The sequence below is a fragment of the Paenibacillus sp. ALE2 genome (assembly GCF_054113385.1).
Genome location: NZ_CM134213.1, coordinates 4,251,138 through 4,271,404 on the forward strand (window position 1 = coordinate 4,251,138; position 20,267 = coordinate 4,271,404).

Sequence of the window (20,267 nt, forward strand, 5' to 3'; positions counted from 1 at the left end):
GTGTTACGTTACGAATCAAGTAAAGGCTCCATCTTAGGATGGGGCTTTATTTGTGTTTAAAGCTTTATCACTAGTCGTTGTTGAAACCAATTTTCTAGTGAGGTATACAAAACGTTGTAAATTCAATGTTATATAAATTAACTTAAAATTAACTTTTTAATCATGTAGTTGTTGTCTAAAATAATCATAACATAAATGAGGACGGCGTGTGTAGCCTTTTCAAAGAAAAATACATTTATTTCACAAAATAATTAGATGAAAACTTAAATTGTGTAATATAAATTAACATTAATATTACACAAGTTTGCTAATAGTGCAGTTTTATTTTGGGTTTTCTATATTTATATTGCTTTAAAAGGAAGATGACATGATCTTTTCCAAGGTTACATAAAATCATGACCTGAGAGAATCATGATATCTATGGTATAATAGACGTACATTGTTGAAGCGCTAGACTAAATGAATTTACAAAGGAGCTTTCGCCGGGAGAAGGCTCCTTTTGCATGAGGCCAGGAACCTGTGTTTTCATTTGCGTTCCATGTATATCTATGATTCATGGAGGAGAAACAGAAGGCCGTCAGGAAGGAATGGAATGAATGAAGACGTTGATTATTGCTGAGAAACCAGATATGGGGCGGACAATTGCCGCTGTTATGGAGCCGCGTGCTAAAAATAACCGTACCTATTTGGAAGGGGAGAAATACATTGTAACCTGGGCGATCGGTCATTTGTTGGGGCTTGCTGAACCGGATGCTTACGATGCTAAGTACAAACGATGGAATATTCAAGATCTTCCGATTATCCCTGAACAATTCAAAATCGTACCTAATCCGAAAACAAAAGATCAGCTAAAAATGATTGGTGAGCTGGCCAAACGCTGCAATGCTATCGTGAATGCTTGTGATGCTGGACGGGAGGGGCAATATATTTTTGCGTTAATTCAGCAGCAGTTGAAGCTACGACAGCCGGTTAAGCGATTGTGGATCTCGGACTTGACGGCGGAAAGTATTGCGACTGGCTTTGAACGATTGCGAGATGCCTCGGAGTTTGAATTCCTGACTCAAGCTGCGCGGGCACGAAGTGAAGCGGACTGGCTGATTGGCATGAACGCCTCCAGAGCGTTCACAACACGACATAACACCTTGCTGTCGGTAGGACGGGTGCAGACTCCCGTGTTGGCACTAATTCATGATCGAGAAAAGGAAATAGAAGCATTTCAGTCCCAAACCTTCTATGACGTATGGGCTGAGTTCAAACAAGATCAGATTAAGTACAAAGGGGCATGGCAGGGTGATCGGCTGACGAATCCGGAAGAAGCTGAGGGGATCGCTGCGGCGGTACGCGGGAAAGAGGGTAAAATTACCAAATATGATACGAAGCAGACAAAGGAGTATCCTTTTAAATTATACGATTTGACGCTGCTTCAACGCGAGGCGAATGCCAAGTACGGTTATTCGGCTAAAAAAACGCTGGATGTGGCACAAGCGCTTTATGAGCGTCACAAGGTCATTTCCTATCCGCGGACCAACTCTAATTATGTGACAGAGCAGAATATAGACGGCATGCATAAGGCATTACGGATGCTGGGGACAGGCCCTTATGCTGATCTGGTACAACAAGCAAACCCTAATTTGGTCCATAAACAGAATAAATCGGTCTGCAATCCGTCTCGTGTTGAGGATCATCATGCTATTTTGCCGACGTTAAAAAGGCCGGGAACGCTAAGCAAGGAGGAACAAAATATATATGACCTGGTTATTCGTAGGTTTCTGTCGCATTTTTTTCCGCCGGCTGAATATAAAATGCATACCGTAATGACGCAGGTGGACAAGCATCTGTTTAAAACTAATATTAAGGAGCTTCTGTCCTTGGGATGGAAAGTGGTTTTGAGCAAGGCTGATCAGGATAAAGGTAAAAAGAGCAAAACATCCAAAAAAGAGGATGAAGAGGAAACGGACGAGTGGACGGACAAGAAGTTTGAAATTGATGCAGGGCGTCCGGTAGATTGTGTTCGCGCTGAGATGAAAGAAAAGGCGACTCAGCCTCCTAAAAGCTACACGGAGGGCACATTGCTTAAAGCGATGGAAAGCGCGGGAAAGCAGATGGAGAATGAGGAATTACGCGAGGTTATGAAGGATGCTGGATTAGGTACACCTGCGACACGGGCCGCCACAATTGAACGATTAAAGAAAGTCGGCTACATTGAGATGAAGGGCAAAAAGATTCTGATTACGGATAAAGGAAAGATGGCTATTGACCTGATCCGTCATGCCGGGGTAGATCTATTAGCTTCACCGGAGATGACAGGTCAATGGGAACGCCGTCTTCATCAAATTTCCAAGGGTGAGGCAGCTCAGGAGAAGTTTATGGATAACGTTAAAAGATTTACGTTGTCCATCATTGATAAGGTAAGGCAGCAGCCACCTGCTCCCGCAAATGCCTTTGGCGAGGAGGCAAGGAGTAATCGCTCGGGAGGAAAGACGAACGCCCGCGGCGTAGGTACGAGTGGACGTGCCACCACCGCCAAAGGAAGAGACCGCACAGCATCGGGAGGCGGTAGCAGTGCAGGAAGTGCTGCGCTAAAGCAAGCATCAGCGCCAATAAGTCGCAGTTCGACTACAAAAGCAGTGCGGAGCTCATCTGATAGACAGTCAGATAATTCAGCAAGCCAAAGGCAGGCGTTAGGCAGCTGCCCGTGCTCCAATTGCGGTGGAAGCATTATTGAAGGCCGCAAAGGGTATGGGTGTAGCCACTTTAAGCAGGGCTGTGGTTTTGTCATTTGGAAGGAATATGCGGGCAAGCAGATTACCGAAACGATGCTCAAGTCCCTGCTCGCCAAGGGGCAGACGCAATTGTTGTCTTTTAAACGTAAAGATGGATCGACCGTCAAAGCGCGGATTGTTCTGGATGTGCCAGGAACAGGACAACTTAGCGTTCGTGAGGATGCCTGAGGTAGGAGTATCAACAAAAAAGGACCCTATCCGAGGGTCCTTTTTTGTTGATGCAATTGTATGCTTTCGTGGATCACCCGTGGCACTTCTGTTAGCTTCTGTATAGTATACATCACAGAGTTCACGTTTTTTTGCAATTCAACCATATTGTAAATCCATTCTTTGGGCTGCTTAAGATACACAGCGTGAATACCTGCCGCAAGGGCTGGAGATACGTCGGTGCGTAAAGAATTCCCAATCATCCAGGTAATGTTTCGGTCCAAGCGATTCATTTGGATGATTTCTTCCAGTGCATCTACATTTTTATGCTGGCGAATGTAGATACGGTCATCAAAGTAAGTAGCCAGCTTCATTTGTTCAATCTTTCTTTCTTGAATGACCTGCTCACCCCCAGTGTAAAGATGAAGGGAATGCCCTGCTTTTTGGAGTGAATTTAACGTTTCGGCCATACCTGGATACGGTTCGATTTCCTGCTCGTACACACTTCGGCCAAGCGAGCGAAGCTCCTGCTCTTCCCGAGAATCCGTACGGCGTCCAAATTGTTCCGAGAAAAACTGGTACGTATCTATTAGGGATTGTGGAAAATGCTCGCTGGCAAAACCCACCTGATGGACTCCAGCCACATCAATTTCGATTTGTTTTTCACGGATCGAATTTCTCGTTAGGTTATGAGCTGCAAACCATTCCTGAAGCAAATCGAAAAAGTGGTTGAGAATAAGATCGAAATACTTGTTGCAGTGGACCAAAGTGTCATCAAGATCAAATAAAATGTGCTGCTTCGGATACGACATGATGCATACTCCTTCCAAGCCAAAGCTTTAACGGTGTTCGGTTTATAACTAAGTTGCGATTCAAATTACAATCCAATATAGGATTCCAAAAATACCTGCAAATCAGCCGCACCGTCGGGACGGATGCTGAATTTTTCCTTGTGATAGCGTCCAATGTGGATGCGGAGCAAGCCAGCCACACGCAAAATCATCATATCAGACATAAGTGTATCTTCCAATCGGCTCAAATCATGACGCATGTCTTCAAGAGACTTAGGACCTTGAGCTACATAACGCAAAATGCGCAGTCGTTGCGGATCATTGACAGCACGAGTAAGCCGTAGTAGAAGCGTAGGCGGTTCTTCCTCACTCTCCTCGGGAATATCTACCGGATACTGGATCAGCAGTGTACGGGTATAAAAGCAATATGAATTAATTGGACGATTATGGACGACCGGAAACAGCACCACTGTATCGAGATCTTCCATATGTGGGACGACTAGCCCGGCTGTTGCATATTCAACAAGTGCTTCCGGTTCCATTTTACTTAACAGCATACGCTTTTCCGCAGCGTCTTCTTCTGCCAACACACGCAGTTCGCCTTCCAAGGTCCGAAAATAATCACGATCCCACAATCTGAGGAGTGGTGCATATACCTTACGAATGCGTAAAGATTCTTCAAAGGTTAAAAAAGGAATATGCGGAACAAGCAGTTCAAACATATCCTTATCCGGTCCGTGATCCAAGTAAGAAATATAGTCGGATATTTCATCTGATTCCGGTCGAAGCAACGCCCAGGCATAGAGTGCGTCATAATCGCTAAAAGGGCAATCCTGAGCTGTAGCAAGCTCAGTACGAACTTCTTGTTGTAGTCGTGCATCCACCTTGTCGATCCATTCATGGCCCAAGTCCATATCTTGGACCCACTTTTTAGTTACATAGGCCATAAAGCTGCCGAGCAATTCATAAATTGGAGAAGTGTCTATTTTAATTTGATAACTCATGGAACCAAATGCCTCCTATTCTGTCTTCTAGCCCAGAGCGGTGAACGTAAATAAAGCCCGTCCATAAGCAAAACATGAGCATTTTGAAATTGCCCACTTATTTATTATGGCTTGTTCTGCCGGGCATTGTCCACTATAATATGAAATAGTGCGTTGTGACGTGAACTTGGTCGGATTGAACATACGAGGCTCTTCACCAAATGGAGTCGGATACATACCAGACTAGCTCTATCCGTAAAATCGTCATCTCAGATGGCGATTTTTTTCTTTCTCTCTTTAATACACTAAATTAACGCTAAAAACATCTTAATATGTAATATACCGATTTTTCAGATGGTCATGGTATACATCGTGATAAGAATTATTATTGATTATGGTATCAAATGCAAATCATTTCTAAGCATTCATTTTATGATGTTAATAATTTAATTGTTCGGGCAGGAGGAGCTAGGATGTCGTCGTCGTTACGTGTTCATTATTTTATTTTAATTGCAGTTATTATTGTTGCTGGATTATGTCAGGGTTTACTATTACCTATTTTGTCGATTTCTTTGGAACAAATGGGGGTTTCGTCTTCACTAAACGGAATGAACGCGGCTGCACTGTATATTGGTTCATTTGCAATGACACTGGTGGCTGAACGCACTTTGGGATGGCTGGGGTTCAAAAAGCTGATGGCCGGTGGTCTTGTGCTTGTGCTCATTACGCTGCTGCTGTTCCCGCTAATCCCTGATATTCGGATTTGGTTCGTACTGCGTCTGCTCGTAGGTATTGGAGACAGTGCGTTGCACTATTCTGCGCAGTTGTGGATATTGCTAGTAACTCCACCAGAGAATCGAGGCCGCAACATTTCCTTTTATGGTATGTCTTACGGTCTAGGTTTTGCATTAGGCCCATTGGGATTATGGCTACTCGATTATGGAATGCTGGTTCCATTTGCTGCGTTGGCTTTTTTGTGCTTGCTTGTGTTGCTGTTAGTGTTAATCAAGCTACCTGAATCCAGACCGGAGAAGCAGGAAACTGAGGCGCGTCCCGCACAAAGATTCCGACGCAGCTATAGCTGGGCATGGTACGCTCTGTTGCCTGCATTTCTATACGGTTATATGGAAGCGAGCCTGAACAGTAATTTTCCAGTCTATGGCCTGCGTATTGGCTTCCATACCGATGAAATTGCTGCTTTGCTGCCTTTCGTTAGTTTGGGAGGCTTAGTGTTGCAACTGCCTTTGGGTATATTAAGTGACCGTTGGGGACGTAAAAAAGTGCTAATGAGCGTTGGTATAGCGGGAGGATTGACCTTTATGTTGCTACCCTGGAGTGGTAATCATTTTATGTTCACTTTGGTATTGCTGACCATCGCAGGTGGATTGGTAGGCTCCTTTTTCTCACTTGGTTTGGCCTATGCAGCTGACCTGTTGCCCAAATCATTTTTGGCGGCTGCAAATGTGCTGGCATCCTTTCATTTTAATCTGGGAAGTGTGGTCGGACCTAATATTAGCGGAGGGTTGCTGGACATTGGAACTCAAGGCAGCATGTTTCTAGTTCTTGGAGGTAGTTACATTGTTTTCGGATTGTTGGGTCTGTTTTCCCGAAAAAGAGTACCGGCGGTTTAAAACTGCGGTTTGCATGGTATTTGTTTCACAATTACTATAAAATATAAACATGTATTGATGGCGGACAAAGGGGAATCATAGATGATTAAAATTCGGAAGCTGACCAAGCACGTGGGGCCTGAACGTACCCCGTTGCTTCGAGGGATTGATGCTGAAATTCATCAGGGTGAATTCATTGCTATAGTGGGGCCAAGCGGAAGCGGTAAAACGACACTTCTTCGCTGTCTTGCTTTACATGAATCTTGGGAAGAAGGCAGTTTAATTGTAGGAGGCAATGATGTACTGAAATCCGGGTGGACAGGCAAGATGAAATTAAAGCGGGAATGGGCATATCTGGAGCAAAATCCGCATCTTAATATGAATCGGACCGCTCTTAAAAATGTGCTCATTGGCAGATCGGGTCAGACCCCCTGGTGGAGAATGGTTACTGGTATGGTGCGTTCCGACGATTATATGGGAGCGATGGACGTTCTGGAGGATCTGGGTCTGCTGGATAAGGCGCATGATAAATGCGACAAGCTCAGCGGCGGCGAACGGCAGCGGGTAGCCACAGCGCGTGCTCTCGTTCACGGAGCTAAGGTTATTTTAGCTGATGAGCCTGTAAATGGACTTGATCCTGCCTCAGCAGCGCATGTACTGGAAACCTTTCGCAAGCTGTGTTCTGACGAACGAGTAACAATCATTACTGTACTGCCGCTGGAAATGGCTGAACGTTTTGCTTCCCGAATCTGGGGGCTGAATGAGGGCGAGCTGGTGTTTGATATCCAGGGAAGACGATTGACACAGGCAGAAAAGAACAAATTGTGAAGGGGACGGCAAGAGAAGTGAAAAAAATGCTGTTGAAAATGGTGGCGTGCTGCTGTTCCTTGCTGCTCCTTGCTGGATTTTTAAGCGGCTGTAATGTGATTAGCGATCCGATTTCGCTGATGCAGACACCAACGATGTCTGATGAGAAACAACAGCTGAATGGAGCAGTGAATACGCAATTAGGGGCGGTACAGCCTTTAAGGCCGAATGATCCGGATGATCCTACGCCAATTCGGACGGGAGATTTGAATAATGATGGTATAGATGAAGCGGTGCTCTTTTATGAAACACCAGATGAGAGCGTAAAGATACATGGTGCCTTGTTTGAAGATCAGGGCGGCACGTGGGTAAAGAAGCTTACATTTGATGGGGAAGGCACGGTGTTGGAATCATTTAAGCTTGTGGATTTAACTAATGACGGTACGCTTGATATTGTAGCAGGTTTTTCGAGCGGAGACAGTAGTGAGAACGGAGACCAGAAGGGCCTCATCGTATACTCTTATACTGGAGGAACGTTGGAAAAAATATATGCAACGGGCTATACGGACTTCGTTGTAGACGATTTTAACCATAAGAAGATGGATTTGAACGGGGACAATCTGAATGACTTGACGATTATCTTGCTCCGTCGTAATGAATTTTTTACCGTGAAAACATTCCAGTTCAGCGGAGGGACCTTTAAGGAGATCGGGTCGTTGGAATTGGACAGTCAGGCTTTAGGCGTCTACAATGTCGTCGCTGGTAAGGTAGCCCAAGGTAGGCAAGGGATCATTATTGATACAAAGATTGCCGAGACAACTACGGTTTCCAATGTTATCGTGATGGATCACGGCAAGCTCAGAAAGCTCAATCTTATGGATGTTACCTTTAAGGATGCTACCATCGCCAGTGGTGATGTGGATGGTGACGGTATTCTCGAATTTGGGAATTTAGAGAAGCCTAAAGGTTGGAGCAACAGGCCGCTGGATGAAGTTCCTTATTTTGTATCGTTCTATCAGTGGGATGGGGCCAAAGGGACGATTTTCAAGCAGCAACAGTATCGTGATTCTAATGAACAGGTCTACTTCAGACTGCCGAAAGAGCTGCATGGCAAGGTGACTATTGATCCGAAGGTTTCCAGGAAAGACAGCTATTTGCGGTTCATTCTGGATGATACAGACAAAACAATAGCGGAAATTAAATTTTTCTCATTGTCACAATGGGAGCGAAACAATGAAGGCTATAGCCAATTGTGGCGAACGAACGCACAGGTAATTGGCATTAAGCGATCCAGCGAGCTGGAACCACGTAAAACCATTAAAAACAAGATGGGGGAAAGGCAGGTAGAATAGAGTGAGTAAAGTTTTAATCATGGAAGACGAGGAATCGATCCGTAGCTTTATCGTTATTAACTTGAAACGTAACGGTTTTGAGGTGCTGGAGGCGGCAGATGGGCATGAGGCTCTGAATATTTTGAACACGGTACGGGATATTGATATCGCGCTGCTTGACGTGATGGTGCCTGGGATGGATGGTTTTGAGGTTTGTCGGAGAATTCGGGAAACGAATGAGCGTATTGGCATTATCTTTCTGACAGCCAAGGTACAGGAACAGGATAAGGTGTATGCCTTGTCTGTAGGGGCTGATGATCATGTGAGCAAGCCTTTCAGCCCAACAGAGCTGATTGCACGTATCCAATCGTTATTGCGTCGGGTAAATGTACATCGTGAAACAGCAGCCAAGGTGTCTTTCCAATCCGGTCCGTTCACGCTGGATTTGATAGCTAAGCAATTTAAGAAAAACGGACAGCTGATCGAACTGACACCGACAGAGTTTTCGCTGATTCAGTTTTTTCTGGAGAAAGAAAATACGCCGCTTAGCCGAGATGTGCTACTTGACCACGTATGGGGCAAGGAATATATGGGCGATCCGAAAATTGTAGATGTGAATATCCGACGTCTGCGGCAGAAAATTGAAAACAATCCATCCGAGCCGGCTTTCTTACAAACCGTGTGGGGACATGGATATAAATGGAAAGGTCAGTCTCAATGATCAAAAAGGGGATTCGCCGACAGATTGTGCTTCACTATTTTTTCGTAGTGTTCTTGGCGCTTCTGTTAGTAGAAGTCATTTTTATGTTTGCACTCCGGTCGTATTATTACGACTCCATTTACAAACACATCGAAAGCCGTATCGAATCGGTAAGTGAATTTGCATCCAAATTCAAAGAGCCAGAACAGTCTTTACAATCGTATTTGTTGAATACATTTTCTCTGCCCTTCACTGAATTACAATTGCTTGATGAACAGGGAAATGTAATTGATAACTCGACAAATTTTGCTGCGGATCTAAGTGTGCAAACCAGTGATGTGACACAAGCCTTAGCTGGAGATACGGGCAAATGGATTGGAAAGCAACCCGGCACGGGACAGCAGGTGATGGCGGTATCTCAGAAACTGGACAATATCGTCGGAGATCAGGTGTATATTATCCGGTATACGACTTCGTTGGAATTAGTAAATGATAAATTATTCATCATTACATTATTTTCGGTGGGAATCATGGCAGCTGTACTGATTATTGTATTTATAGTAAGCACAGGGCTTGCCAATTCCATTGTCAGACCGATTAACAATATTCGCGATGTATCTGCTCAGATGGCGCAGGGACGATTTGATGCACGTATCAAAGGCGATTATCGCTATGAACTGGGTGAATTGGCATCGACGTTGAACTACATGGCACAGGAGATTGTCCGAACCAATCAAATCAAGGATGATTTTATTTCTTCTATTTCTCATGAGCTGCGTACTCCGCTTACATCGATTAAGGGCTGGAGTGAAACGCTAAATTCTGGCGGGTATGACCCGGAAGAGACTAAGATCGGGATGCAGATTATTTCCAAGGAAACGGATCGGCTGATTGGCTTAGTGGAGGAAATTCTCGATTTTTCCAAACTGGAGCAAAATGCCATGAAGCTCGTGATGGGAACAGTTGATCTTCGAGAGCTTTTGCAGGAAATTATGCTGAACGTATGGGCAAAGGCAGAAATGAAGCAGATCAAGCTTCAACTGGATTCCGAGGAAACGGCTTATCTCGTTCATGGAGACGGTAACCGTCTGAAGCAGGTATTTTTGAACATTGTAGATAATGCTATCAAGTTTTCGCATGAAAGCTCGATTATTTATTTGTCTCTTCAACGCATTAAGGGTAATATCGAGATATCGGTACAGGATACGGGGATTGGGATTAGTGAAGAAAACCTTGCCAGAGTAAGGGATCGCTTTTTCCAGGTAGACCATCAAAATGGGGGGACGGGTCTCGGATTGGCAATCTCGCAACAGTTTGTTGAGCGTCATCACGGTCAGATGCTCATCAGAAGTGAATTGGGAGCTGGAACCACTATTACGGTTTCATTGCCTGCTCTGCAAGCAGAGTCATCCGTGGAACCACCACAACTCTCGGAAGGGCAAATTTAAAACCAGTTGTAAGAGGTAATAAAAAACAGCCAGTCCTCACTATATTGGAGGGCTGGCTGTTTGAAATTTTAGGGAGAGTTATGAAGTAAAGCCTTCTGCACGCAAGCGTGTGTTACGCTCATAGGCTTCTTTTAGCATACGTGTAGTTTGCGGCCGTACTGCCATTTTACCAAATACTGTTTCATTGGGTCCGATAACCATAATTTCGCTCGGATTACCTTTAATCACAGCACCATCACGAATCACAGCACCTTCACCGATAATGGCATGCTCAATATGCACGTTGCGCCCAATACGTGTGTCGGGCATAACGATACTTTCCTTGATGGATGAGCCTTTTCCCACCTCGACGCCACTAAACACTACGGAGCGCTCAATTTGGCCTTCTACTTGGCAGGAATCATGCAGGAGGCTGTCCAATGACTGCATTTTACGACCAGGCACCTTTTGCGCGCTCAGCCTTGTGCGGCGTTCACGTGTATACATCGGCCAGTCTTGACGCTGAAGGTCAATTGCGCAATTTTCATGGAGCAGGTCCATGTGTGAGTCCCATAGGCTTTTAACTGTACCTACGTCTTTCCAGTAGCCCTGGAATTCATAAACGTATAGAGATTCTTGGTCCGCCAGCATTTTAGGTATGATATCTTTGCCAAAATCATGACTGGATTGAGGATCCTGTGCGTCTTCCAACAGGTAATTTCTTAAGTAATCCCATTTGAAAAGATAAATCCCCATAGAGGCCAAATTACTTTCGGGTTTCTCCGGCTTCTCTGCAAATTCAGTGACACGCAGATTTTCATCGGCGCTCATAACACCAAAACGGTGTGCTTCATCCCAAGGAACCTCCATGACAGAAATGGTTGCCGCAGCTCCTTTTTCCTTATGGTAGTTCAGCATCTCGCGATAATTCATATAGTAAATATGATCACCGGATAAAATAAGCACATGCTCTGGATTTTGGCTGTCAATATATTCGATATTCTTATGAATAGCATCTGCCGTTCCTAAGTATTCAGCGTTACCTGTATTATAAGATGGAAGCAGGGTAATTCCTTTGTCATCCGTTTTTGTAAGGCTCCATGGAGTCCCATCCCCAATATGTTCGTGCAAGGATTCCGCCTCATATTGCGTCAGTACACCTACAGTATCAATGTTTGAATTTACGCAATTACTGAGAGGAAAATCGATGATCCGGTAATGACCGCCAAAAGGTACGGCGGGTTTTGCAATCGTCGAAGTAAGGGGAGCAAGACGGCGTCCCTCTCCGCCTGCCAGCAGCATGGCAATGCATTCTTTATTAAACATTTCGTTTCCCTCCCGGTTTAGTTGTCTGTTGTAGTACATACATAAACGGTATGGGGTACTCTTGAAACCATCAGGTATATAAGATTCCCCAAAAACTAAGGTTTATTTTTTTCCTAGTCATTTTTCTGTTCATTGTGGCTAGAATGGGGTAATAACTCAAGTCAGCTTTGACCCAAAAGCGAATGCATTACCGACTCATACATTTTTACTCACAAAACATAAAAGGGTGGTGACGTGATGACAGACCAAACTCTTCCGCAACAGACGATATCATCGGAAGATATTTATTTGTTTCATGAAGGAACGCTTTATCACAGCTACCGATCTTTGGGTTCCCACCTTACTGTGGAGAACGGAGAACAGGGCGTTCGTTTTACGGTCTGGGCTCCTCATGCTCTCCATGTCGGGCTTGCTACAGATCGCAACAACTGGAATGGGGAACAGGATTCCTTATATAGGGTTCCCAAATCCGGTTTTTGGAGTCGTTTTTTTCCGGGGATATCCCAAGGAACATTTTACAAATACGACATTACAGGTCCAAATGGTGAACGATTTCTGAAAGCAGATCCTTACGCCGTACGTGCTGAAGTAAGACCGGCTACGGCGTCAGTGGTAGCTTCATTGGATGGTTATGTTTGGAATGATGCAGCTTGGCGCCGTAAACGTAGAGCACCATATGGTAAACCTCTACATATATATGAGCTTCATCTAGGCACTTGGAAGCAAAAAGCAGATGGTACGTTTTATACATACAGGGAGATGGCTGAGCTTCTTGTGCCTTATGTAACAGATATGGGGTATACACATATTGAGCTGATGCCGCTGAGTGAGCATCCGTATGACCTTTCCTGGGGCTACCAACTCACCGGGTATTTTGCACTCACAAGCCGTTATGGTGAACCACATGATTTTATGTATTTGGTGGATCGTTGCCATCAGGCGGGAATTGGAGTGATTATGGATTGGGTTCCAGCTCATTTTGCCAAGGATGCTCATGGGTTGAGACGGTTTGACGGATCGCCGCTGTTCGAATACGCAGACCCGCTAATTGCGGAAAAGCCCGGCTGGGGAACCCTGACATTCGATTATAGCAAGCCAGAAGTACGTTCTTTTCTGATCTCCAATGCATTGTTCTGGATGGATGTGTACCATATTGATGGTCTGCGTGTAGATGCAGTGACGAGCATGTTACGGCTTGATTTTGAAAAGCAGGATGGACAATATTGTCTCAATTCCAAGGGAGGGATTGAAAATGAGGAGGCTATCGCCTTCCTTCAACAGCTGAATGAGACGGTATTCCGCTATTATCCATACGCACTCATGATGGCAGAGGAGTCCAGCGCTTGGCCGATGGTGACCTCCCCAGTAAGCGATGGAGGACTCGGTTTTAATTACAAATGGAATATGGGTTGGATGAACGATACACTTGATTATATGGAATCAGAGTTTGATCAACGACCCGATCGCCATAATTTGCTGACATTCCCCATAGCCTATGCGTACAGCGAAAATTTTACACTGCCATTGTCACATGATGAGGTTGTGCATGGTAAAAAGTCGCTGCTTGATAAAATGCCGGGCACCTATGAACAAAAATTTGCCGGACTACGGGCACTTCTTGGCTACCAAATGACCTCACCAGGTAAAAAGCTTTTATTCATGGGAGGGGAATTTGGTCAATTTATTGAGTGGAAGGATGAGGATCAGCTTGACTGGTTTTTGCTGGACTATGACAGTCATCGGTCTCTGCACGCATATTCGAAAGCACTGAATCATTTATATCTTCAGGAGAAGGCACTATGGGAATTGGACCATTCGTGGGACGGCTATCAATGGATTGAAGCTGAAGACCGCGGACAGAGTGTGATTACGTATTTACGTAAAGGCAAAAAAGCAGGAGACACGCTGGTTGTCCTCATTAATTTCCAACCTGTGCCAAGAGAAAATTATCGAATTGGGTTGCAAAAGGCAGGAAGCTATATGGAATTACTGAACAGCGATCATAAGGACTTTGGGGGGAGTGGTCAGCTTAACTCTGGGGTGATACGTACTTCCAAAATCCCTTACCACGGCCAGCTTCACAGCTTGGAGGTGACGATTCCACCCCTAGGCATCGTTATACTCAAGAAAACACCACCACGTAGGTCTAAAAAAGTAGATTAACCACATAAGGAGGAAGCACATATGAACATTTTGTTTGCGGCAGCAGAAGCACATCCATTTATTAAAACAGGCGGGTTGGCTGATGTTATTGGCGCACTGCCAAAGGCACTTCATCAGGCAGGATGCGACGTCCGAATCATCTTACCTAAATATGCGGGCATTCCCGATACCTATAAGAAGTCTCTGCGTCCGGTAACGGTCAAGCATGTAGCTGTAGGCTGGCGTGATCAGTATTGTGGAGTAGAGGAGCTGACGTTGGACGGGATCAGGGTTTATTTTATAGATAATGAATATTACTTCGGTCGTGACGGTATTTACGGTTACATGGATGATGGCGAACGCTTCTCCTTCTTTAACCGGGCGATTTTGGAAGTGCTGCCTGAACTGAATTTTCAGCCGGATATTGTGCATTGTCATGACTGGCATACGGCAATGGTTCCGCTGCTTCTGAATGCCGATTATCGACATTTGCCCTTTTACAACGATATTCGCACGGTGTTTACGATACATAATCTGTTGTATCAGGGTGATTTTCCATATGAGGTCTTAACGGAGCTGCTTAACTTGGATGGAAGCTATTTTACTTCCGAAGGTGTGGAATATTATGGAAGACTGAATTTTATGAAAGGTGGGCTTACTTACTCCGATCATGTCACGACCGTGAGTCCAACCTATGCAGAGGAGATTCAAACTGAATTTTACGGATACGGACTGGAGGGTTTACTTCGTAAATTAGGAGAGCAGGGACGCTTAACGGGGATAGTGAATGGAATTGATACCCAAAGCTACAATCCTGCCACAGACAACCGTATTTATACAAAGTACCGCACAAGTCTGGCAAAGAAAAAGGAAAATAAAATTGCCTTGCAAAAGGAGCTAGGTCTGCCGGTGCGTCCGGACGTACCTATGATAGCAATGGTAACTAGACTTGTGGATATGAAGGGGCTAGATCTGGTTACGAGAGTGCTTGACGAAATCTTGTATTATGACGATATTCAGTTTGTCGTGCTGGGAACAGGGGACCCGGCTTTTGAGCACTGGTTCCGGGAAGCAGCGGGACGGTATCCTCTGAAAATGTCGGCGCAGCTTACTTTTAGCGAGCCACTGTCACGAAAAATATATGCGGCAAGTGACATGTATCTTATGCCATCGAGGTTTGAGCCTTGTGGGATTAGTCAACTGCTGGCGCTTCGTTATGGAAGTATCCCTATAGTGCGAGAAACTGGAGGGCTGAACGATACTGTACAGGCTTACAATGAATCCACAGGTGAAGGTAACGGTTTTAGTTTCACGAACTATAATGCACATGACATGCTGCACACCATTCGTCGTGCTGTTGATTACTATCGCCAACCTGAGCATTGGAACAAGCTTACACAGACGGCCTTTGCAGGAGAGTACAGTTGGGATGTATCGGCCGAGGCTTATATGGATATTTACCGTTCACTAGCAAAGATTGATGGAACAGAGTAGGATACCATATTTGTGCTAATAAAAAAGGGAATCCCTTTAGCCAGTGTCTGGTTGAGGAATTCCCTTTTTTGCTGCGGTCAGTCGCCCCCGCCACCACAACTGCTTCCACACGAAGATCCGCTGCTACAAGAGGAATGACTCCCAGAATCGCCTGAATCGTGGTGAGAAGAGCCTCCACCATGAGAACTGTCATGGGAGGAATGATGGTGCGAGTGGTGTGTATCCCAGTTTGAGCAGCCGCTTGCAGAGCTACAGCCGGATGAGCTGGCTAGGGCGGCACTGCTTGTAGAGTCTGGGTGCATGTGTATGGCAAATTCATCAGGCCGATACCATGAATACCACACAACAGCCAGTAGCAAATAGTCAACCTGCAAATAGTTGATCTTGGGGAGCTGCTTGCCCTCAGGATCATTTACAGCTTTATTTACCCGCTCACGGAGGTGTTGGACTATCTTATGAACCGCTTGTTGTGTCTGCTTTGAAATGCCTATATTTTCACTTATATTCCATCGGTCACCTACTGGCTGCGCTGAAGCTGTCAGGTTGTAATAGTGTGAAAGCTCATCATTCGGTAATGGATGATTAAAAAAAGTTCCCCACAAACTGGCGCTATAGCAATTCCAGCCAAAGCATTCCACATACAACCAGTCAAACCACGCCCGCTCCTCTGGCATCGGCTGAGAGCCGCCCGAATGGGGAGCATGGTGAAGCATACGACCAAAAAAAGCTTCCGAGAACTGCTGGTATTCGCGCGTAAACATTAACATTTCGTGCCATAGTTCATCCACATCACTACTGAACATAGGCACTCGATTCATAATCGCGCATAGCATGAAGTATCGTTTTAGCTCATGCCAGCGCCAGTCATATTCTTGTTCCGTCAGATTAGGGTGGGCTTCCATGACACGTTGCTTTACGTTGTGAGCATAGGAGGCTGGAATGGATCGCTCCAGCAGCTCCTTCAGCTCCGTAATCTCTGGATGACGCTCTTGCGTGAGTGACGAAGGAGACGGGGAACTAAGGAAAAATGCATTCCGGCGGCGCGTGCTTCTGTTTCCACGATTCCTGCGTATTGCTCGGAATATAAACCAAAAAATGATGAGGTCAACCACAATAAACAACGTCCAAAAGCTACTCATACTATTCATAAAGGCACTCCTTTCTCCAAGAAGACGGCATTTCCGATTTTAGCTTTTGCTATTCAGTAGAGCGAATTCTTCTTTAATCTGTGCCAGCAGCTCAGAACTTGTGATTACATCGCAAGCTGTCCATGCCAAGGTCCTCGCGGCCAAGAGCATTCCTTCCATTGCGCGGTCCTGCATCGCCAAATCGCGGAATTCTGGTGTATGCAAGGCATGCTTCTCGTCAATAACTTGAATGTACGGATGGATCGCAGGGCAATGAAGTGATACATTTCCGATATCCATAGAGCCATGATCTTCGCCTTCCGTAATATCTTCTTGCGCAATACCAGCCTGCACCAAATTTGCAGTAAAGGTGTCGGAGAGTACACCGTTAGTCACCATTTCATCATAAGAAGTCTCATAATTGGAGGTTTCCAAGCGACACCCGGCTTGTAAAGCAGCTCCTTCAGCAATTTGAATAACACGACGGGTAAGCGGGTTCAGTTCTTGGCGTGTCGCGGCTCTCACGTAAAATTGAGCTGAGGCGTAATCAGGAATAATATTGGCAGCCTGCCCACCCTGATTAATGATGCCATGGATACGTACTGTACTTTTCACCTGTTGCCGAAATGCGTTGATCCCATTAAACGTTTGAATCACAGCGTCCAAGGCATTAATCCCTTCGTGCGGACTGGCCGCAGCATGAGCGGATTGACCAAAAAATTCGAACTGTACAGCATCAATCGCCAGCGATTTTCCTGATTCTTCGTAGCGATCGAAGGGATGTGTCATCATGGCTATGTCGCAATCATCAAACAATCCAGCCGCCGCCATCGGAACTTTTGCACCGCGTGTTTCTTCGGCAGGTGTGCCGTATACACGTACTTCTCCACCAGTCTCGTCGATGATCGATTTGAGACCGACGGCAGCGCCTGTACTCATCATGCATATCAAATGGTGTCCACAGGCGTGCCCTAAACCTTTCAGGGCGTCATATTCTGCCAGAAAAGCAACAACTGGTCCAGGCTTGACTGCTTTGTAAGTAGCAATAAAGGCCGTTTCTATACCCAATATGGGTGCCTGAACTTCAAAACCGTGAAAGGCAAGTTCTTCTTTTAGACGGGCAGAGGCCAGGAATTCCTCGTTTCCAAGTTCAGGGTTTGCGCCTATATGCAACGAAATGTCCTTAAACCGCTCGGCATGCTGTTCAATGGTGTGTTGAATGGTCTGTTTAAAATTCATGCTGAAAACTCCTTTATATATGCTGTAATGTAGGTACTGCGATAGATATACTAAAATTGTACTATAACATTCATTGCATAATCATGCATATTCATTTATAATGACACAATCTTATTTATTATAAAGAATTTAAGGAGAGAAAAAAAGATTGAAAAAGGCATATCGTTTTACCGCCCTGGTTTTGACGGCGGTTATCTTGCTGTTGGCGGGTCTTCCTATGCTCACTGCATACGGATCGGAAGGAAAGCCACAGAAAAAACTTGTAGTGGGTATGAGTGCTGACTTCCCGCCGTATGAGTTTCACAAAGTTATTAACGGTCAGGATACCATTGTCGGGTTTGATGTTGAAATCGCCAAGGAAATCGCCAAGGATCTGGATGCAGAGATGGTCCCAGAGGACATGAGTTTTGACTCTTTGCTGCCTGCTCTGCAAAGTGGTCGCGTAGACTTGGTGCTGTCTGGTATGACACCGACGGATGAACGCAGAAAGAGCATTGATTTTTCGGATGTATACTATCGTTCCAAGCAAGTCATTATGGTACGTCCAGAGGACAAAGACAAATATTCAACGATGGCTGCTCTAAAAGGAGAGAAGCTCGGTGCGCAGAAGGGGAGTATCCAGGAAGAAATTGCGCAAAAAGTGCCTAATGCTTCTGTAACCTCATTGGATAAAATATCCGATCTGGTACTCCAGCTTCGGACCAAGCGTATCAACGCGGTTGTAATCGAAGATACCGTTGCTAAAGGATACACGCTAGACGGTACCGTAACACTTGCCAAAGCAGTACCTGAAGATGAAGGAGCAGAAACTGCTGTAGGCATCCGTAAAGGAAATGCGGAATTGCTTGCTTCAGTAAATAAAACGTTGGCTCGCCTGAAAGCGGACGGATCGATTGAGAAATTTTCTACAGAAGCGAGTGCACTGTCTGCTGACAGACAGGTTTCTTCGAATAGCATTGTAGATATATTTTTGAAATATCGCAGTTTCTACGCTACGGGTATCGGCTACACTCTATTGCTGTCTGCGCTCGGAGTACTGTTCGGATTCATTATTGGGCTGATCATATCCTTGCTGCGGATGAGTGGTATTCGTATTATCGAGTGGCTAGGTACCGCATATGTAGAGATACTGCGCGGCACACCTATGCTGGTGCAGCTTATGATTATTCATTATGGAGTTGCTTTGACGTTAGGTGTTAATTTTACGCCACTCCAGTCCGGTATAATTACGTTGTCTCTGAATAGTTCGGCATATTTGGCTGAAATTTTCCGTGCTGGTATTCAGGCCGTAGACCGTGGACAGATGGAAGCTGCCCGCTCGCTCGGGATGGGACGAGGCAAAGCGATGCGTCACGTTATTTTACCGCAAGCATTTAAATCTATATTGCCTGCTATTGGTAATGAGTTCATTACGATCATTAAAGAATCTTCTATTATTTCGACCATTGGGATGGTGGACATTATGTATCAAGCCCAGGTCATTAAGAATATTACCTACGAAGGCTTAAGTCCGTTCGTAATCGCAGCCGCTATTTATTTTGTAATGACATTCAGCTTATCTAAGCTGTTGGGTTTATGGGAAAGGAAGTTGAGAGCCAGTGATCACCGTTAAACAACTGCGTAAATCATTCGGTAAGAATGAAATTTTAAAAGGCATTGATATAGATATCGCCAAAGGTGAAGTAGTCGTCATTATCGGCCCGAGTGGTTCGGGGAAAAGTACGTTTTTGCGTTGTATGAATCTGTTGGAACAGCCAACAGAAGGGGAAATCTTGTTTGAGGGTGAGCCGATTACGGCCCGTGGTCATAATATTAATGCGACTCGAGAGAAGATGGGGATGGTTTTCCAACATTTCAATCTGTTTCCGCATAAAACAATACTGCAGAATCTGACGCTTGCACCAACGCAGGTGAAGAAGCAATCGGGGAAAGAAGCGGAGAAAATTGCGTTGGAGCTCCTGCGGACCGTGGGTCTTGAGGATAAGAAGAATACCTACCCGAACCAGTTATCTGGCGGTCAAAAGCAACGTATAGCGATAGCACGTGCTCTGGCTATGCAGCCGCACGTAATGCTGTTTGATGAGCCTACTTCAGCTCTGGACCCTGAAATGGTTGGAGAGGTTCTAGATGTAATGAAGAAGCTCGCTGAAGGCGGCATGACGATGGTGATCGTGACGCACGAAATGGGCTTTGCCCGTGAAGTAGGGGATCGGATCATCTTTATGGACAACGGCCAAATTATAGAGCAAGGCACGCCTGAGCAAGTTTTTGGTACTCCAAGCCATGATCGTACTCGTGACTTTCTTGCTAAAGTACTGTAAGAAAATGCTTTTATAAAATATTGACATAGCCCTTCTCGT

General features: G+C 45.2%; 15 protein-coding genes. 10 read left to right on the forward strand and 5 right to left on the reverse strand.

Features of this window, described 5'->3' with window-relative positions:
• Positions 1–596 precede the first annotated feature (596 nt).
• Positions 597–2,951 carry a type IA DNA topoisomerase gene (locus ACXHJ1_RS18660; protein ID WP_107733525.1) on the forward strand — a complete coding sequence of 785 codons (2,355 nt, stop codon included), beginning with the start codon at positions 597–599 and terminating at the stop codon, positions 2,949–2,951.
• A 26-nt stretch (positions 2,952–2,977) separates the two neighbouring features.
• On the opposite strand, the gene ACXHJ1_RS18665 is transcribed toward ACXHJ1_RS18660, so the two are convergent.
• Positions 2,978–3,742, reverse strand: coding sequence for an HAD family hydrolase (locus ACXHJ1_RS18665; RefSeq protein ID WP_016820710.1), 765 nt, complete (start codon positions 3,740–3,742; stop codon positions 2,978–2,980).
• 65 nt (positions 3,743–3,807) lie between these two features.
• Positions 3,808–4,725: a hypothetical protein gene (locus ACXHJ1_RS18670; protein ID WP_017427725.1), complete on the reverse strand. Its 918-nt coding sequence runs from the start codon at positions 4,723–4,725 to the stop codon at positions 3,808–3,810.
• Between the two features lie 452 nt (positions 4,726–5,177).
• Between ACXHJ1_RS18670 and ACXHJ1_RS18675 the strand changes: the two genes are divergently transcribed.
• From ACXHJ1_RS18675 to ACXHJ1_RS18695, 5 genes are all read left to right on the forward strand, one after another.
• Positions 5,178–6,335: an MFS transporter gene (locus ACXHJ1_RS18675; protein ID WP_457905023.1), complete on the forward strand. Its 1,158-nt coding sequence runs from the start codon at positions 5,178–5,180 to the stop codon at positions 6,333–6,335.
• 81 nt (positions 6,336–6,416) lie between these two features.
• A complete protein-coding gene (locus ACXHJ1_RS18680) occupies positions 6,417–7,142 on the forward strand; it encodes a phosphonate ABC transporter ATP-binding protein (RefSeq protein WP_031461573.1) in 726 nt (241 codons plus the stop codon).
• On the forward strand, positions 7,139–8,473 hold the full coding sequence (locus ACXHJ1_RS18685; protein ID WP_019687406.1) for a hypothetical protein: 1,335 nt from the start codon (positions 7,139–7,141) through the stop codon (positions 8,471–8,473). Before ACXHJ1_RS18680 ends, ACXHJ1_RS18685 begins: the two co-directional genes overlap by 4 nt.
• Position 8,474: 1 nt before the next feature.
• Positions 8,475–9,173, forward strand: coding sequence for a response regulator transcription factor (locus ACXHJ1_RS18690; protein ID WP_016820715.1), 699 nt, complete (start codon positions 8,475–8,477; stop codon positions 9,171–9,173).
• A complete protein-coding gene (locus ACXHJ1_RS18695) occupies positions 9,170–10,600 on the forward strand; it encodes a sensor histidine kinase (protein WP_016820716.1) in 1,431 nt (476 codons plus the stop codon). The genes ACXHJ1_RS18690 and ACXHJ1_RS18695 overlap by 4 nt, the downstream gene beginning before the upstream one ends.
• A gap of 78 nt (positions 10,601–10,678) precedes the next feature.
• Here ACXHJ1_RS18695 and ACXHJ1_RS18700 read toward each other — a convergent pair whose 3' ends face one another.
• Complete coding sequence (locus tag ACXHJ1_RS18700; RefSeq protein ID WP_457905024.1) at positions 10,679–11,905, reverse strand: glucose-1-phosphate adenylyltransferase; 1,227 nt, start codon at positions 11,903–11,905, stop codon at positions 10,679–10,681.
• 237 nt (positions 11,906–12,142) lie between these two features.
• On the opposite strand from ACXHJ1_RS18700, the gene glgB reads away from it, so the two are divergent.
• Positions 12,143–14,068 (forward strand): 1,4-alpha-glucan branching protein GlgB, encoded by a 1,926-nt coding sequence (gene glgB / locus ACXHJ1_RS18705; protein ID WP_107733526.1) that lies wholly within the window; start codon positions 12,143–12,145, stop codon positions 14,066–14,068.
• Between the two features lie 21 nt (positions 14,069–14,089).
• On the forward strand, positions 14,090–15,541 hold the full coding sequence (glgA, locus tag ACXHJ1_RS18710; RefSeq protein ID WP_457905025.1) for a glycogen synthase GlgA: 1,452 nt from the start codon (positions 14,090–14,092) through the stop codon (positions 15,539–15,541).
• A 77-nt stretch (positions 15,542–15,618) separates the two neighbouring features.
• Here glgA and ACXHJ1_RS18715 read toward each other — a convergent pair whose 3' ends face one another.
• On the reverse strand, positions 15,619–16,689 hold the full coding sequence (locus ACXHJ1_RS18715; protein WP_457905026.1) for a hypothetical protein: 1,071 nt from the start codon (positions 16,687–16,689) through the stop codon (positions 15,619–15,621).
• 39 nt (positions 16,690–16,728) lie between these two features.
• The gene (locus ACXHJ1_RS18720) at positions 16,729–17,907 is read right to left on the reverse strand and encodes a M20 family metallopeptidase (protein ID WP_457905027.1); all 1,179 of its coding nucleotides are present in this window, start codon (positions 17,905–17,907) and stop codon (positions 16,729–16,731) included.
• A 148-nt stretch (positions 17,908–18,055) separates the two neighbouring features.
• Here ACXHJ1_RS18720 and ACXHJ1_RS18725 point away from each other — a divergent pair, with 148 nt between their 5' ends.
• Both ACXHJ1_RS18725 and ACXHJ1_RS18730 read left to right on the forward strand, forming a co-directional pair.
• The gene (locus ACXHJ1_RS18725) at positions 18,056–19,519 is read left to right on the forward strand and encodes an ABC transporter substrate-binding protein/permease (protein WP_017427733.1); all 1,464 of its coding nucleotides are present in this window, start codon (positions 18,056–18,058) and stop codon (positions 19,517–19,519) included.
• Complete coding sequence (locus ACXHJ1_RS18730; protein WP_013371435.1) at positions 19,506–20,228, forward strand: amino acid ABC transporter ATP-binding protein; 723 nt, start codon at positions 19,506–19,508, stop codon at positions 20,226–20,228. The genes ACXHJ1_RS18725 and ACXHJ1_RS18730 overlap by 14 nt, the downstream gene beginning before the upstream one ends.
• The last annotated feature ends 39 nt before the right edge of the window (positions 20,229–20,267 follow it).